Annotated in this window: 18 protein-coding genes; 10 read left to right on the top strand and 8 right to left on the bottom strand. The window is 30.0% G+C overall.

From position 1 onward, the window contains the following. Positions 1–3 precede the first annotated feature (3 nt). Positions 4–1,041, top strand: a complete 1,038-nt coding sequence (locus LPB302_RS13395) for an RluA family pseudouridine synthase (protein WP_053973084.1) — start codon at positions 4–6, stop codon at positions 1,039–1,041. A gap of 22 nt (positions 1,042–1,063) precedes the next feature. On the opposite strand, the gene LPB302_RS13390 is transcribed toward LPB302_RS13395, so the two are convergent. The 5 genes from LPB302_RS13390 to LPB302_RS13370 form a co-directional block, all read right to left on the bottom strand. Continuing rightward, positions 1,064–1,411, bottom strand: coding sequence for a hypothetical protein (locus tag LPB302_RS13390; protein WP_143032692.1), 348 nt, complete (start codon positions 1,409–1,411; stop codon positions 1,064–1,066). 24 nt (positions 1,412–1,435) lie between these two features. Further along, positions 1,436–1,903 (bottom strand): DUF6428 family protein, encoded by a 468-nt coding sequence (locus tag LPB302_RS13385; RefSeq protein WP_053973086.1) that lies wholly within the window; start codon positions 1,901–1,903, stop codon positions 1,436–1,438. A gap of 11 nt (positions 1,904–1,914) precedes the next feature. Then, positions 1,915–2,520 (bottom strand): arsenate-mycothiol transferase ArsC, encoded by a 606-nt coding sequence (locus LPB302_RS13380; RefSeq protein ID WP_053973087.1) that lies wholly within the window; start codon positions 2,518–2,520, stop codon positions 1,915–1,917. A 24-nt stretch (positions 2,521–2,544) separates the two neighbouring features. Further along, positions 2,545–2,871: an ArsR/SmtB family transcription factor gene (locus LPB302_RS13375; protein ID WP_053975258.1), complete on the bottom strand. Its 327-nt coding sequence runs from the start codon at positions 2,869–2,871 to the stop codon at positions 2,545–2,547. 65 nt (positions 2,872–2,936) lie between these two features. Further along, on the bottom strand, positions 2,937–4,052 hold the full coding sequence (locus tag LPB302_RS13370; RefSeq protein WP_053973088.1) for a DUF2914 domain-containing protein: 1,116 nt from the start codon (positions 4,050–4,052) through the stop codon (positions 2,937–2,939). A 146-nt stretch (positions 4,053–4,198) separates the two neighbouring features. On the opposite strand from LPB302_RS13370, the gene yaaA reads away from it, so the two are divergent. Further along, positions 4,199–4,957: a peroxide stress protein YaaA gene (gene yaaA / locus LPB302_RS13365; RefSeq protein ID WP_053973089.1), complete on the top strand. Its 759-nt coding sequence runs from the start codon at positions 4,199–4,201 to the stop codon at positions 4,955–4,957. Here yaaA and LPB302_RS13360 read toward each other — a convergent pair. Next, positions 4,947–5,774, bottom strand: a complete 828-nt coding sequence (locus LPB302_RS13360) for a Brp/Blh family beta-carotene 15,15'-dioxygenase (protein WP_231658749.1) — start codon at positions 5,772–5,774, stop codon at positions 4,947–4,949. The two genes, yaaA and LPB302_RS13360, sit on opposite strands and share 11 nt — an antisense overlap. 152 nt (positions 5,775–5,926) lie before the next feature. Between LPB302_RS13360 and LPB302_RS13355 the strand changes: the two genes are divergently transcribed. Further along, a complete protein-coding gene (locus tag LPB302_RS13355) occupies positions 5,927–6,661 on the top strand; it encodes a bacteriorhodopsin-like (RefSeq protein WP_053973091.1) in 735 nt (244 codons plus the stop codon). A gap of 54 nt (positions 6,662–6,715) precedes the next feature. On the opposite strand, the gene LPB302_RS13350 is transcribed toward LPB302_RS13355, so the two are convergent. Further along, positions 6,716–8,140 carry an L-serine ammonia-lyase gene (locus tag LPB302_RS13350; protein ID WP_053973092.1) on the bottom strand — a complete coding sequence of 475 codons (1,425 nt, stop codon included), beginning with the start codon at positions 8,138–8,140 and terminating at the stop codon, positions 6,716–6,718. 90 nt (positions 8,141–8,230) lie between these two features. Then, the gene (locus tag LPB302_RS13345) at positions 8,231–8,572 is read right to left on the bottom strand and encodes a DUF2853 family protein (protein ID WP_053973093.1); all 342 of its coding nucleotides are present in this window, start codon (positions 8,570–8,572) and stop codon (positions 8,231–8,233) included. 247 nt (positions 8,573–8,819) lie between these two features. Between LPB302_RS13345 and dnaK the strand changes: the two genes are divergently transcribed. The 7 genes from dnaK to LPB302_RS13310 all read left to right on the top strand — a co-directional run bounded on the left by dnaK (position 8,820) and on the right by LPB302_RS13310 (position 16,562). Next, positions 8,820–10,730, top strand: a complete 1,911-nt coding sequence (gene dnaK, locus LPB302_RS13340; RefSeq protein ID WP_053975259.1) for a molecular chaperone DnaK — start codon at positions 8,820–8,822, stop codon at positions 10,728–10,730. A 109-nt stretch (positions 10,731–10,839) separates the two neighbouring features. Beyond that, complete coding sequence (locus LPB302_RS13335) at positions 10,840–11,727, top strand: metallophosphoesterase (RefSeq protein ID WP_053973094.1); 888 nt, start codon at positions 10,840–10,842, stop codon at positions 11,725–11,727. Positions 11,728–11,781: 54 nt separating this feature from the next. Then, entirely contained in the window at positions 11,782–12,258 is a 477-nt protein-coding gene (locus LPB302_RS13330) for a hypothetical protein (protein ID WP_231658694.1), read from the top strand. A 101-nt stretch (positions 12,259–12,359) separates the two neighbouring features. Then, on the top strand, positions 12,360–13,643 hold the full coding sequence (locus tag LPB302_RS13325; protein ID WP_053973096.1) for an NAD(P)/FAD-dependent oxidoreductase: 1,284 nt from the start codon (positions 12,360–12,362) through the stop codon (positions 13,641–13,643). A 2-nt stretch (positions 13,644–13,645) separates the two neighbouring features. Continuing rightward, on the top strand, positions 13,646–13,951 hold the full coding sequence (locus LPB302_RS13320) for a hypothetical protein (RefSeq protein WP_053973097.1): 306 nt from the start codon (positions 13,646–13,648) through the stop codon (positions 13,949–13,951). A 1-nt stretch (position 13,952) separates the two neighbouring features. Continuing rightward, positions 13,953–14,312: a hypothetical protein gene (locus LPB302_RS13315; RefSeq protein ID WP_074613535.1), complete on the top strand. Its 360-nt coding sequence runs from the start codon at positions 13,953–13,955 to the stop codon at positions 14,310–14,312. A 93-nt stretch (positions 14,313–14,405) separates the two neighbouring features. Beyond that, positions 14,406–16,562: a TonB-dependent receptor gene (locus LPB302_RS13310; protein WP_053973098.1), complete on the top strand. Its 2,157-nt coding sequence runs from the start codon at positions 14,406–14,408 to the stop codon at positions 16,560–16,562. Positions 16,563–16,638: the final 76 nt, after the last annotated feature.

Below are 16,638 nucleotides of genomic sequence, written 5' to 3'. Positions count from 1 at the left end.
GATTTGGAAGAAAACCAAAATTTAGAGTCAGAAAACGACGATTTATATGAGCATTATAAATTTGTTGCTGCTGATGGCCAAGAGCCATTAAGAGTAGATAAATTTTTAATGAATTTTATAGAGAATGCAACTAGAAACAAAGTTCAACAAGCTGCAAAAGCAGGTAATGTTTTGGTGAATGAAGTTGCTGTAAAATCGAACCATAAAGTTAAACCAAAAGATGTAGTTCGTGTTGTTTTGGCTTATCCACCAGCAGAAAATTTATTGGTTGCAGAAGATATTCCTTTAGATATTATATATGAAGATGATTCTGTAATTGTAGTTAACAAACCTGCAGGAATGGTTGTGCATCCAGGTCATGGAAATTATTCTGGCACTTTAGTGAATGGTTTAATTCATCATATAGAAAATTTACCAACCAATTCTAATGAAAGACCAGGTTTGGTGCATAGAATTGATAAAGATACTAGTGGTTTATTAGTAGTTGCAAAAACAGAGTTTGCAATGGCTCATTTATCGAAACAATTTTTTGATAGAACTACAGAACGTTTATACTACGCCTTAGTTTGGGGAAATATAGAAGAAGATGAAGGTAGAATTGAAGGTAATATTGGTAGAAGTTTAAAAAACCGATTGCAGATGGCTGTTTTTCCTGATGGTGATTTTGGAAAACATGCAGTTACTCATTTTAAAGTTTTAGAACGATTAACTTATGTAACTTTAGTACAATGTAAATTAGAAACTGGTAGAACACACCAAATTAGAGCACATTTTAAACATATAGGTCATACATTATTTAATGATGAAAGATATGGAGGAAATGAGATTTTAAAAGGAACTACTTTTACCAAATACAAACAGTTCGTTCAGAATTGTTTTAAAGTTTTGCCAAGACAAGCTTTACATGCCAAAACTTTAGGTTTTACACATCCAAAAACAGGAGAATTCTTGCGTTTTAATTCAGAAATACCTGATGACATTAAAGAATGTTTAGAAAAATGGAGAACCTATAGTGAGCACTCCAAAGAAGAAATTGAGTAGTTAATCAAAAGTAAATTAAAATTTATTTCGTTATAAATTTCTCGACCTTCTTAGAAATTTGACATTCATTAAAAGTAATTTTTAAAAATAACAATTCATCAGGATCTATATTCCAACTATAGATTTCTTGAACTTGATAATATTTAATGGAATCTGCTTCAGGTCTATTAACTTTTGAAGGCTCACCAATTAAATTTATAATATTTTGTTCAGTTTTCCCCAAAAGTATTTGAGATTCTATTAAATCTTTAACCATCCTATTTCTTGTATCTAATGTAAGATTTTCTCCTCCTGACTTTTTCCAAATCTCACTACTAAAATGGGTGTTTTTATTACAAGAAAATGCGAATAACAAAATTATAGCTATCAAAAAACATCTCATATCTCTTAAACATTAACAGCATCCAGAACCAGGAGCACAAATGTTGCTTTGTAAGTCTGATATTTTAATTCTAGGTTTCTCTGCTGGAATTCCACAAGCATCCAAAGCTAAACATGCTGTTAATTTAGAAGTAAGTAAAAAGTTTTTACCATCAAAATCTAAATTATATTTTCCAATAGTATCCTTACCTTGATATTCTACTTCAATTTCTAAATCATCAAATTCAAAAATCTTTTCAGATAGTTCTATTATGTTTAATAGTTTTTCTGGATGTAATCTATGATCATAATCTTGCTCTTCCCATAATTGAAAGTTAATAACAGATTCGCTTCTGACTTTACCTCCACAATCTATAAAGTCTTTTTTTACGCTACCAACTTCAGTAACATGAAAGTGAGGAGCTACTAATTCTCCATTAGGTAATTGAAAACCAATGGATTTTAATTCTTTTAAATGTGTTTTTATTTCTGATAATTTCATGAGTATAAGATTTAAATGTTAGCAAAAATGTATTTCATTTCAGTCGCAATTTGTAAACTTCGATCTTCGTATTTTTTATTTTGCTGCTCAGTATTGTCAAACAATTTAGGATCATCATAAGTAATAGGAATTCTCTTTTCTGCTCCTGCAATAAATGGGCAGTTTCCATCTGCATGAGAACAAGTCATAATTGCAGCAAAATTAGATTTTGGATTAAAATCATCACTATATTTCTTAGAAAAAGCAATTATAGGATTTGAATTCTCATCAAACTTAATAGCATAAACTGGGTTGTTAGTTTCAGATAATTTTTGAATTTTAAATCCCTGATTTGCTAAAGTTTCACCAACTTTAGGAAACATAGCTGTAGTTTCTGTTCCACCTGAATAAGTAACTACATTTTTTACATCAAAAAAAGCTGCCATAGTTTGTGCCCAAATTTGACCTAAATGACTTCTTCTTGAGTTATGTGTACAGATAAAATTAATCCTAATTAGCTTGTTACTAGATTTTTTTTGAGCTATAAAATCCGTTAATGGTTGTAACACCTTTTTTCTTTCTGCTGAGATATCATCAATATTAAGGTTTTTAATTAATTCTTCTATTTTAGCGTTCATTTTATTTTATTTTTTTGTGATGGATTAGCAACAGCTTCCATTCGATTTTTTATTTAAAAAAGTACCCAACAAATTATTTACCTCAGCCCAATTTTCTTCATGAATACAATAACATACGCTTGTACCCTCAATAGTTCCTTTTATTAGACCTATCTTTTTTAATTCTTTTAAATGCTGGGAAATTGTAGGTTGTGCCAAACCAATATCTTTTACGAGATCTCCACAAACACAACTTTCTAATTTTATTAAAAATTCTAAAATGGCAATTCTTGCAGGATGACCTAATACTTTAGCTATTGTAGCAATTCTGTTTTGTTGTTCTGTAAAAATTTCAGTTTTTGTTAACCCCATAATCATTTGTATATTGCAATATTACGATTAATAAAACTAAAATTAGTGGTTTAATTTAATAAATTTTAAAACTCTCTTGTAATTAATTTCGATTTTATGGAATTATTTTTAAGGTTGATGTCAAAATCTACAACACCTAAAACTAAGTTTTCATTTGTTACCACTTCTACTTTCCATTTACCATTTGTAACATTGTTTTTATAACTATAACCTCTGTAACCATTATCTCTACCTCCTATAATATTAAAACCAATTTCATCCATAATTTGCCAATCATCTTTGGTTTCGTTAAACCACATCCATCTATGAAAAATTTTCTTTTTTAAATCTGTGGGTGCAAATACTGATGTAAAAACATACACTGGTTCATTGCTTGCTTTATTAAAATTGGTTTTATGATCTCTCCAAAAATAAAACCATTCATCTACTTCATAGGTAACTAAATATTTATCGTTTTTAACCTTTATATCATAAGCAATTAAGCCTTTGTCTAAAGCTAAAGGAACAGGAGGTATTAGTTTAAAATGGTAACATGCATTAACCAATAAATAAATACTTAAAATAAGCGAAATCATTTTATAACGAACAATTTCCACTCTTGCTATTTGGCTAGATTTGTAAACTAGATATACTAGAATAAGCGTAAAAATTAAACTTAATAATCCTGATATATAAAAAATAGCAGAATTCATTTCTTTAAGAATGATAGGTACAAAACAACTTAGAAATATTAAGTTGACGAAGAAATAAAACCCAAATTGTAAATATTTATTCGATATTCTTTTTCGTAAAAATTCATTAGCTATAAATAGAAGCAATAATAACCCAAAGAAAACTGCAGTTTTAGATAAAGAAACGCTTCTAGCAAAATAAATTACATAAGCACTAGATAAACCTCCTAGAAAAAACTGAATTGCCAAAGGTAAGTACACAGTATATTTAGGTGGTATTTTAATAATTGGCTCTTCATTTTCTGATAGATTAAATAAATAGATAGATAATGTTAAAAGTATCATATGAGAACATAGGATGATTAAATCATACATTCTATCAATTCTACCAAGAGTTAAAGAATCCCAAGTAAAACCAGCAATAAAAAATAACAGTGGTGCATATTTTTTATGTGTTCTTACATATTTATGAAATTTGCTCTCCCTATATTTTAAAAATATCTTTCTCATTCACATAAAACTATTCTAAGCTGAATAGTATAAATTATTTCAATACAAATATCAATATAATCCAAGGATAATCATTAACTATTTTTCTTAGCGTTTGTATCTTTACATTTATAAAAGTAGCGCATTATATTTAATTAGAATTATTTATGAAAATCATTATATCTCCTGCAAAATCATTAGACTTTGAAAGTAAAGTTGCAACCAGTTTACACACACAACCTAAATTTTTAGAGCAATCTGAAAAGTTGAATAAAAAGCTTAAAACCTTATCTAAAAAGAAACTATCTGATTTAATGTCTATCTCTAATGATTTAGCTTCTTTAAATTACGAAAGAAATCAAGAGTGGGAAACTCCATTTACCATGGAAAACTCTAAACAAGCTATTTATGCTTTTACAGGGGCTGTTTTTCAAGGGATTGATGTAACCACTTTACCCCAAGAAAAATTACCTCTTCTTCAAGAAAATTTAAGAATCTTATCTGGTTTATATGGTTTATTAAAACCTTTAGATCTTATTCAACCTTATCGTTTAGAAATGGGTACAAAACTTAAAGTTGGTAGAAAAGATAATTTATATAAATTTTGGGATGATTCTGTAGCTAACGCATTAAATGATGAATTACAAGAGGGTGAATTATTAATAAACCTTGCAAGTTCAGAATACTTTAAAGTAATTCCCAAAAAAGTATTAAAAGTACCAATGATTACTCCAGTTTTTAAAGACTTTAAGAATGGACAGTATAAAACGATTATGACCTATGCCAAAAAAGCAAGAGGATTAATGGTTCGTTATATAATAGATCATAATGTTCAAACAATTGAAGAGCTAAAAAGCTTTGATGTAGAAAACTATCGTTTTTCTGAAGGCATGTCTTCAGAAAATGAAATTGTTTTTACTCGCTAATTTTCATTTTAGACATTACCCACATATGAGGTGCTGTAACTGCAAATAATACAGCAAATAAACTAGAGGAGAATAACTCAATATTAGGAGTTAACACATACAATAGTATAATACCAACAGCACTAATTAACCAATAAAGTATTGCTTTCTTCACAAATCTTGTCATTGTTTTTTTAGTAAAACTTCCTGACAAGAATAATACTTGATGTATTATAGATGGTATTGAATGCCAAAGTATAAAGTAAATGGCAAAACCGAATATTAATGAGGTTGTTTTAAATACTAGAAATAAAAAAACAAGGAATAAAGTTTCTTTTAAAACTACTTTAATTGTTATTACTTTTCTAAAAACGTAATACAAACTGAGAATTACAAATAGTAAAGTTGTAACAAGTAAGGAAGTATCAATCCAAAGAGTATTAAAACTAAAACCTACTAAATCTACCATAATACTTTTTAGTTCTATAGGTGAATTATAAAACAACATTCCAAAAATTACCAGACCATAATTCAAAAAGTATAGATATTCTATAATCATATTTTGTTTAAGTATTTCTGAAAAATGTTCCTCACCAAAATGAAAAGAGCTAATTATTAAAAACATAATTATAGCCAAAAAAGCATCTAAAAAGAAAAAAATAATACATAATAACATCAAAATTAAGTAAATAAGAAAATTTTTTGAGAGTAAAGTCCTTTTAGTGGAACTATGTTTAGACAACACTAATAAATCATTAGCTCCATGCAGTATTCCTATTGTTATTACTAGGAAAAATGCAATTGAATCTTCTACAATATTACCAAACTGAATACCCATCCAAAATAATAAAAATGTAAAAAAAATCTTAAAATTTTGATAATTTATAAAAATATCATGCCTCATTTTACAAATGTATAATTTTTAAATTGTATTTTTGTTAAATCTTTTATTAAAAAGGTTAAACAAAATACTAACTTAATATTTTTATTATGGATTTATCATTAAACTTATTAGCAGTTGCAAAGGTAGCTGTAGACGATTATGTAGGGTTCACATTTTTCGTAGGATGTATGGCTATGATGGCTGCATCTGCTTTTTTCTTTTTATCAATGAATAGCTTTGATAAAAAATGGAGAACTTCTATTTTAGTCTCTGGTCTTATTACTTTCATTGCTGCTGTTCACTATTGGTATATGAGAGACTATTGGGCTGCAAACGTAGAATCACCAACATTCTTTCGATATGTAGATTGGGTATTAACAGTGCCATTAATGTGTGTTGAATTCTTCTTAATACTAAAGGTAGCTGGAGCTAAAAAATCTTTAATGTGGAGATTGATCTTTTTATCTGTAGTAATGCTTGTTACTGGTTATATTGGTGAAGCTGTAGATAGAGAAAATGCTGCACTTTGGGGATTCTTCTCTGGAGCCGCTTATTTTGTAATTGTATATGACATTTGGTTAGGTAAAGCCAAAAAATTAGCTGTTGCTGCTGGTGGATCTGTACTTTCTGCACACAAAACTTTATGTTGGTTTGTATTAGTTGGTTGGGCAATATATCCTTTAGGTTATATGGCTGGAACTCCTGGTTGGTATGATGGTTTAAATGGAATTTTAGACATGGATGTAATTTACAACATTGGAGATGCCATTAATAAAATTGGTTTTGGTTTGGTTATTTATAACTTAGCCGTACAAAAATCAGATGAGACATTGAAAGCATAGTAAATCTCTTATTAAAATATAAACCTCACATGGTCATGTGAGGTTTTTTTTATTCTAACAATCTGCCATTCTTACTGTAACAGCCAAACCTCCTTCTGAGGTCTCTTTGTAATTTTTATTCATATCCTTGGCAGTTTCCCACATTGTATCTATAACATTATCTAAATGCACCAAACATTCTTTAGGATTTGTCTCTAATGCAATTTCAGCAGCATGAATTGCTTTTATGGCTCCCATAGAATTTCTTTCTATACAAGGAACTTGTACTAAACCAGCAATAGGATCGCAAGTTAAACCTAAGTGATGTTCCATAGCTATTTCTGCTGCAGATAAGGCTTGGGCTGGTGTACCTCCTAACAGTTCTGTTAATGCTCCTGCAGCCATTGCAGATGACACTCCAATTTCTGCTTGACAACCTCCCATTGCTGCAGATATAGTAGCATTCTTTTTAAAGATACTTCCTATTTCTCCTGCAACTAATAAGAACTTTTTAATATGCTCAAAGTCGGCACAATGATTTTCTATAACCAAATAGTACATTAAAACAGCTGGTATTACACCTGCACTACCATTTGTTGGTGCTGTTACTACTCTACCTAAAGAGGCATTAACTTCATTTACAGACAAAGCAAAACAACTAACCCATTTTAAAATTTCTCTAAATTTAACTTCAGAACCTCTTATTCCAGCAATCCATTCTGTAGGATTAGAATATTTAGCTTCTTTTATTAATTTTTGGTGCGTATCAAAAGCGCGTCTTTTTACGTTTAAACCTCCAGGCAACCTACCTTCTGTATGACAGCCAATATACATACACTCCAACATGGTTTCCCAAATTCGATTTAATTCAAAATCAATTTCTTTTGCAGATTTTAATTCGAGCTCATTCTTTAAAACCAAATCAGAAATATCAATATTATCTCTTTCACAATATTCTTCTAACTGAATAGCTCTGTTAACTGGATATGGAAAATTCTTTTTATTTATTTCAATTTCATCCTCGAGATTATCATTTTCCTGCACAATAAAACCACCACCAATAGAATAATAGGTTTCTGTAGAAATTTCTTCTCCTTTATAAAATCCTCTAAAAGTCATTCCATTTGCATGAAAAGGCAAAAATTCTCGATTAAATTTAATAGAGTTTTTAGGAAATTGAATTCTTTTACCTCCCTTAAATAAAATCTCTTCTTGCGTATTTATTCTCTCTACAATAATAAACACATCTTCTATAGGAATATATTCAGGGTCTGCTTCACTTAATCCCAGAAGAATGGCTAAGTCTGTGGCATGCCCTTTACCAGTTAAAGAAAGGGAACCATATAAGTCTACTTTTAGTTCATCAAAAAGATCGAACTGTTTATTTTCTTTGACTTTTTGAATCCAAGTTTGTGCTGCTCTCCATGGTCCTAAAGTATGAGAACTTGATGGGCCAACACCAATCTTTAGCATATCAAAAACACTAATAAATTGAGACATTCTTAAAATTTTTAATAAATTCTGGGGTAAATGTAAAAAATCCAACTCAATGAGTTGGATTTTTTTGAAATTATTAAAAAGGAATTTTACTTACATTCCGTAAACAGACTCTTTATCAAACTTTTTAACAAGCATATAATAAACAACTGCTCTGTATTTCTTTCTTTCAGATTTACCAATTCTTTCCATCACCTCTTCAATTCCTGCATCTAACTCAGAACTATCTGACAAACCTAACTTTTTAATTAAGAAGTTATTCTTTACAGTAGCTAATTCTTTGGCATCAGAACCAGAAACTGTTTCAGCATCTGCTTTATAAATTGATGGCCCTAATCCTTTAGTAACTGCAGCTAATAATTCTGTATTTGAACGTAGATTTCTATCGTCCATAAATTTTTTGTACAAAGCAACTTTTTCGTCAAATTTACTCATGGTGTTTAATTTAATTTATTGGTTTAAAGATTTAATTCTTATTGTATTATCCAAATATAAGAAATAATATATAGAATTAAAAGCACTTTTTTAGAAGATGAAATGCCTGCATTTATGTCAACTTGTCATAAATCATTTATGGCAAATCATAAAAAACTGACATTTTACAATCAAAATTCAGTTGGCACAGCCTTTGACTAATAGTAACTGTAAAATTGAAAAACAAAATTTAATAAAAATAAAAATTATGAGTAAAATTATAGGAATAGATTTAGGAACTACCAACTCATGTGTTTCTGTTATGGAAGGTAATGAGCCAGTTGTAATTCCTAATGCTGAAGGAAAAAGAACTACACCATCTATTGTTGCCTTTGTTGAAGGTGGAGAACGTAAGATTGGTGACCCTGCTAAAAGACAAGCAGTAACTAACCCTACTAAAACTGTTTATTCTATTAAACGTTTTATGGGTAATAAGTTTTCTGACTCTTCTAAAGAAGTACAAAGAGTACCTTATAAAGTAGTAAAAGGTGATAATGATACACCAAGAGTAGATATTGATGGTCGTTTATACACACCTCAAGAAATTTCTGCAATGGTATTACAGAAAATGAAAAAAACTGCTGAAGATTATTTAGGAGCAGATGTAACTCAAGCTGTAATTACAGTGCCTGCATATTTTAACGATGCACAAAGACAAGCTACTAAAGAAGCTGGTGAAATTGCTGGTTTAAAAGTAGAAAGAATTATCAATGAGCCAACTGCTGCTGCATTAGCTTATGGTATGGATAAAGCAAATGACGATAAAAAAATTGTTGTTTTTGATTTTGGTGGTGGTACACATGATGTATCTATCTTAGAATTAGGAGATGGTGTATTTGAAGTATTAGCTACAGATGGTGATACACATTTAGGTGGAGATGATGTTGATGAAAAAATCATTAACTGGTTAGCAGATGAGTTTCAAGCAGATGAAAACATGGACTTACGTAAAGACCCAATGGCTTTACAACGTTTAAAAGAAGCTGCAGAAAAGGCTAAGATAGAATTATCTAGTTCATCTTCTACAGAAATTAACTTACCATATGTAACTGCTACAGCTAGTGGACCAAAACACTTAGTAAGAACTTTATCTAGATCTAAGTTTGAGCAATTAATAGATGATTTAGTAAAAAGAACTATTGAGCCATGTAAAACTGCATTAAAAAATGCTGATTTATCAACTTCTGAGATAGATGAAATTATTTTAGTAGGTGGTTCTACAAGAATACCAGCTATTCAAGAAGCTGTAGAAAAATTCTTTGGAAAAGCACCAAGTAAAGGAGTTAACCCAGATGAGGTTGTTTCTTTAGGAGCTGCAATTCAAGGTGGAGTTTTATCTGGAGATGTAAAAGATGTATTATTATTAGATGTTACACCTTTATCTTTAGGTATTGAAACAATGGGTAATGTTTTCACAAAATTAATTGATGCAAACACAACCATTCCAACAAAGAAATCTCAAGTATTTTCAACTGCTGTAGATAATCAGCCATCTGTAGAAATTCACGTATTACAAGGTGAAAGAGCAATGGCTGCAGATAATAATACTATTGGTCGTTTTCATTTAGATGGATTACCACCAGCACAAAGAGGTGTACCTCAAATTGAAGTAACTTTTGATATTGATGCAAATGGTATTATTAAAGTATCTGCTTTAGATAAAGGTACTAACAAATCTCATGAAATTAGAATTGAAGCTTCATCAGGATTATCTGAAGAAGAAATCGAAAAAATGAGACAAGAAGCAGAAGCAAATGCTGATGCTGATAAGGCTGCAAAAGAAACTGCTGAGAAAATTAATGGAGCTGACTCTATGATTTTTCAAACAGAAAAGCAATTAAAAGAATTTGGCGATAAATTATCTGCGGATAAAAAAGACCCAATTGAAGCTGCTTTAGTTGAATTAAAAGCTGCTCATGAATCTAAAGATCTTGCACAAATTGATGCTGCAATGGAAAAGATTAATGAAGCTTGGAAAGTTGCCTCTGAAGAAATGTACGCTGCTCAAGGTGGTGCAGAAGGTGCTGGTGGAGCTGCAGGTGCAGACCAAGGTCAGCCAGATGCAAGTGCAGATCAAGGAGATAATGTAGAGGATGTAGATTTTGAAGAAGTAAAATAGGCAATCCTTCTAAATATAAATATTTAGAGTCTATATAAATGTAAAACGCAATCAAGTTAATGATTGCGTTTTTTTATGCATCTACCAATCATTTTATATCTTTGACCTAATGAAAAAACTATCCATACTCCTTGTTCTTTTATTGCTCATTAGCTCATGTAAAAACAAAATAAAAACTGATTTTAAAATTGGTATTATTTCTGATTGTCAATATTGTAATTGCGAAATAAAATGGAATAGATATTACAAAAAATCTCCCCAAAGACTAAAAGAAGCCATAAAAGAATTAAATAAAGACTCTTTACAATACACCATTCATTTAGGTGATTTTATAGATAAAGACATTAAAAGTTTAGATAGTATTCTACCAACTTGGAAAACTCTAAAATCAGAAAGCTTTCATGTTTTAGGAAATCATGATTTTGAAGTAGAAGAACATGAAAAAGAGCAAATCATTGAAAAATTAAATATAAAAAACAGGTATTATAGTTTTGTGAGAAACAATTGGAGATTTATAGTTTTAGATGGCAATGATTTAAGCTTTTATGGGGCAATTACGCCTGATAAAAAAAAGCAAACAGATTCGTTATTTAATTCTTTAAAAGATTTGAACCTTCCTTATGTAAAAAAATGGAATGGAGGTTTAAGTAATACACAAATAGACTGGTTAAAATCTGAATTAGAAGAAGCTCAACAGCAAAAACAACTAGTGGGCTTTTACTGTCACTTTCCTATTTACCCAATAGATCAGCATAATATCTGGAACAGAACACAATTTCTAGAGGTTATTAAACCTTATAAAAATGTAAAATTCTTTTTTAATGGACATAATCATGCAGGTGCTTATGAAAATATAAATGATATACATTATTTAACTTTTAAAGGCATGGTTGATACTGAAAACACCTCAGCTTTTGCCACAGCTAAATTTACCAAAGACACCATTTTTATTGAAGGATATGAGCGTGAACCTTCTCGAAAACTAGTAATTCAATAAATGTCTGGCCTTATAATTTACAATCATTCCAACTTTTTCAAACATACGTTTTGTGTGTTTAAAGAAGTATCTGATTTTAACTTTCCTGATCATAAATACTTTAAAAGTAAATCTGATAGTAAATATCATTATACAGAAGAAGGTGTTTATAGAAAATCTAATCATTGGGGAAGAGTAGCTAATTGCAGATGGAAATTAATAACAAACGAAAGTTATAAGAATCAGCAAGAAGTTGTTGGTTTCGCAAAATGGACAGACTTCTTCCCTATTTCATCTCAGGAAAAACTGTTTACTATTAGCGTCGATTTTAGCAACAATAATGCTCAAATCCAAACAGTTTTATCAACCATAGAAAAAGGGTTCACTTATTCAGAAGTACAAAGCAAAGTCAAACAAATTAATCATTTACTTAAAAATGATAGTTGGACAGATTATTACCTTCAAAACTCAGAAGATTTAAAACGTAAAGTTGTGGAAGAATATATAAATACTACAAAGAGTTTGACTGCTATAAAATCTTCTTTCAAATAAAATATAAAATCTTTATAATCTCTTTTATCAGATATTTATTAAAGGGAATATAAATAGCTTTTCTTTTCAGTAAATTTGTTTTAGATTTATTAAAAATTGACATGAATTTACCACAATCAAGTTTTCCAAGAGTTGTAATTATTGGTGGAGGCTTTGCTGGCTTAGCAGCTGCAAAAGGCTTGGAAAATCAAGAATTACAAGTAGTTTTGGTAGACAAGCATAACTATCATACTTTTCAACCATTATTATATCAAGTTGCCACAGGTGGTCTAGAACCAGATTCTATTGCTTTTCCTCTTCGTAAAAGATTTAATGATGTAAAAAACTTCTTTTTTAGATTGGCAGAAGTTGTTCAAATTCATCCTGATAAAAAAATTATAGAAACATCAATTGGTAATTTAGATTATGATGAGTTAATTATAGCAACTGGCTCTACAACCAACTTTTTTGGTAATGAAAATATCCAAAAAAATACCATGGAAATGAAATCTGTGCCTCAAGCATTAGATATTAGAAGTTTAGTTTTAGAGAATTTTGAAGAAGCTTTATTAACAGACAATCTAGAGGAAAGAAATGCTTTAATGAACTTTGTAATTGTTGGTGGTGGACCAACAGGTGTTGAGCTAGCAGGTGCTCTTGCAGAAATGAAAAAAGGTATTTTGCCTAAAGATTATCCTGATTTAGATATTCGAAAAATGCAAATTAACCTTATACAAAGTTCTGCTGAAATTCTAAAAGGGATGAGTAGTGAAGCATCAGAAAAGGCAGAAGATTTTTTAATTGGTTTAGGTGTAAATGTTTGGAAAAATTTACGTGTTTTAAATTATGACAACAAAATAGTAACTACAAATGGTGAAGACCATTTTAGAGCCGAAACTGTAATTTGGGCTGCAGGTGTTAAAGGTGAAATTGTTAGTGGCTTAAATTCTAGCTGTGTTATCGAAAAAGCAGAAAGATATAAAGTAAATGAGTTCAATCAAGTAGAAAACCATGATAACATTTATGCAATTGGTGATGTAGCTTGTATGAAATCAGAGACAAATCCATATGGTCATCCAATGATGGCTCAACCAGCAATTCAGCAAGGAAAACTGGTTGCCAAAAATATCATAGCCAAATTATTTGGCAAGAAAACAAAAGCCTTTGTTTATAATGACAAAGGTTCTATGGCTACTATAGGAAGAAATAAGGCTGTCGTAGATTTGCCAAAATGGAAATTTCAAGGCGTTTTTGCATGGTTTGTTTGGATGTTTGTTCATCTGTTTTCTTTAATAGGTTTTAGAAACAAAGCCATTGTATTTTTAAACTGGGTGTATAATTACGTTCGTTTTGATAGAGAAACACGATTAATTATTCGTCCTTTTAAGAAAAAAAATATTGTTTAGTTATGAGCACTCGAATTGTAAAATGTCCTAATTGTGGAGTTTTTAATACCAATAGAGAATATTGTAAAAACTGCAATACCCTAATTTCTCACAAAAAAAAGAGAGAAATAAAGGCAGCTGAAGTTAAGCAAGAACAAATAGATGAAGCTATAGAAGAGTTAGAAAACCCAAACCTCGCTGAACGATTAAAACAAAGCCCAAACGCTTTTTATAGAGCAATAGGTTGGATTATTTATTCTGTAATTACGGTTGTAAGTGCAATAGGTGCTGGTTTAGCTTGGTTAATTGCAATGGTTGCTGCTGGTTAACATGAATCTAAGACTTCGCTTTTTTTGTATCTTATCATTGTTTATTGGTACAGTTATTTATTGTCTGCAATACTTTAATGTTCCACTGCCTAATTTTTTAAATAATTATCTAAACGATTTTTTAATAATTCCTATTGCACTTTTTATCTGTTTATTATTTTTAAGATGGTCTAGAAACGATTCCTCTTTCACCTTAAAACTTCCTGTAATTTTGTATTTATGCAGCTTATACAGCCTCATATTTGAGTTCATTCTACCTCAGCAATTAACGAGATATACAGCAGATCCAATAGATGTAATTCTATATTTTTTAGGAGGTTTTACTTTTTATTTACTACAAAACAAACCAAGTAGAGCCTAATTACAATTCATCATTTAAAAATAACAACTCAGTATTTCTAATTATTCTAGCAGCTAAAATCGAATCACTTTTGTACCATCAAAAACCAAAAGCATGAAACGATTTTTATCTATATTATTTATATTAATTTCATTTTTATCTCATTCTCAAACTACGATTTCAGGTAAAGTTACAGATAGCAAAGGAGCTCCAATTTTTGGAGCAAGCGTTTATTTAGATGGCACCTATGATGGTTCTTCTACAGACGAAAAAGGAATTTTTAGCTTTAAAACAGAAAAAGTAGCAAACCAAACTATTGTAGTTTCCTTCATCTCTTTTGAAACTTTTACAAAAACTGATGATGTTGCAAAACTTAGAAATTTAACCATAAAATTAAGAGATGATGTAAACTCTCTAGATGCAGTAACCATTAATGCAGGTACTTTTAAAGCAGGCGAAAAAGCCAAAGTAACAGTATTAAAACCTTTAGATATTGTAACTACTGCAAGTGCCTTAGGTGATGTATTTGGTGCACTGCAAACATTACCTGGAACTTCAACTGTAGATGAAGATGGACGATTATTTGTAAGAGGTGGAGAAGCAGAAGAAACACAGATTTTTATAGACGGAATTAGAGTTTTTACACCTTACAGTCCAACACCAAATAACACTCCAACTCGTGGACGATACTCACCCTTTCTATTTCAAGGAATTACCTTTTCAACTGGAGGATATTCTGCTGAATATGGGCAAGCACTCTCTAGTGTTTTAGACCTTACAACTATTGATAAACCAGATCAAGAAAAAACAGATTTGTCTTTTATGACTCTAGGTTTAGGTGTTGGTAACACACAAATTTGGGATAACAATTCGTTAAGTGTAAATGCCTCTTATATTAATTTAGCTCCGTATTTAGAAGCTTTTCCTGATAGAAACAAATGGTTAAAACCAGTACAATCATTAAATGGAGAAATGGTTTATAGACACAGTTTTAAAGATGATTCTATGCTAAAAATATATGGAGCTTATAGTTTTTCTGACTTAGATATTATTCAAGATGATATTAATTTTGATGATGGCTTTAGATTTGGGTTACAAAATAGAAACGTATATATAAACAGCTCTTACAAAAACAAAATCGGTAATAACTGGAGAATTCAAGGTGGCTTAAGCTTTACCAATGATAATTCTACTGTAAAAGTATTTGATGATGTGATTAACAACAACGAAAACTCAGCACATTTTAAAGTTAAGGTTCGCAAACAATTTACAAGTAGATTTAGAATAAGTTTTGGCTCTGAGTATTTTATTACCAATTTTGATGAAAGCTACATCCCTGTTAATAAACAAAAATTTGATTACGGATTTAACAACTCTATCTTTGCAAGTTTTGCAGAAACCGATATTTTCTTTTCTAAAAATTTAGCAGCAAAAATTGGAGTTAGAGGTGAATATACAAACGTTTTAAATGAATTAACGGTTGTTCCAAGAATGTCATTATCCTTAAAAGCAAGTAAAAATTCTCAAGTATCTTTGGCTTATGGAATGTTTTATCAAAATCCTAAGAATGATTATCTCAAATTTTCTCAAGATTTTTCTTCTGAAAACACATCTCATTTAATTGCAAATTATCAACATACTAAAAAGAATCAAATTTTTAGAGTTGAAGCTTATCTTAAAAACTATAAAGATCTAGTGAAATTTGACACAAATATGCCTGAATTCTCTACTAATTTCAATAATAATGGAAATGGATATGCTAAAGGAATTGATATCTTTTGGAGACAAAACCAAAAAATTAAAAATACCGATTACTGGATTTCGTATTCTTTCTTAGATACAGAAAGAGATTATAGAAACTACCCAATTAAAGCAACTCCAAGTTTTGCTTCTCAGCACAATTTCTCTTTTGTAGCAAAACATTGGATTGAAGATTGGAAAAGTCAAGTTGGTATTACCTATAATTTTGCCTCTGGAAGAACTTACACAAATCCAAATGAAGCAGGTTTTTTGAACAACAAGACAAAAACCTACAACTCTGTAAGTTTAAACTGGGCTTATCTAATAGACCCTCAGAAAATACTATACCTTTCTGTAAACAATGTTTTAGGTACTAAAAACGTTTTTGGTTATAACTATAAAAACACGCAGAATGCAAATGGTAATTTTGATAGGCAAGCTATTTTACCCAATGCTGATCGTTTTTTCTTTATTGGTTTTTTCTGGACAATTAGCGATGACAATAAATCAAATCAATTAGATAATTTATAAAAAATACAATTCATCTGGTTAAATTTACAATTCGGTATCATATTTGTTTTATTCTCAGAAAAACATCAGATATTTG

Source organism: Polaribacter dokdonensis (assembly GCF_024362345.1).
Taxonomy (GTDB): domain Bacteria; phylum Bacteroidota; class Bacteroidia; order Flavobacteriales; family Flavobacteriaceae; genus Polaribacter; species Polaribacter dokdonensis.
This window is presented reverse-complemented; position numbering and strand designations above follow the sequence as displayed.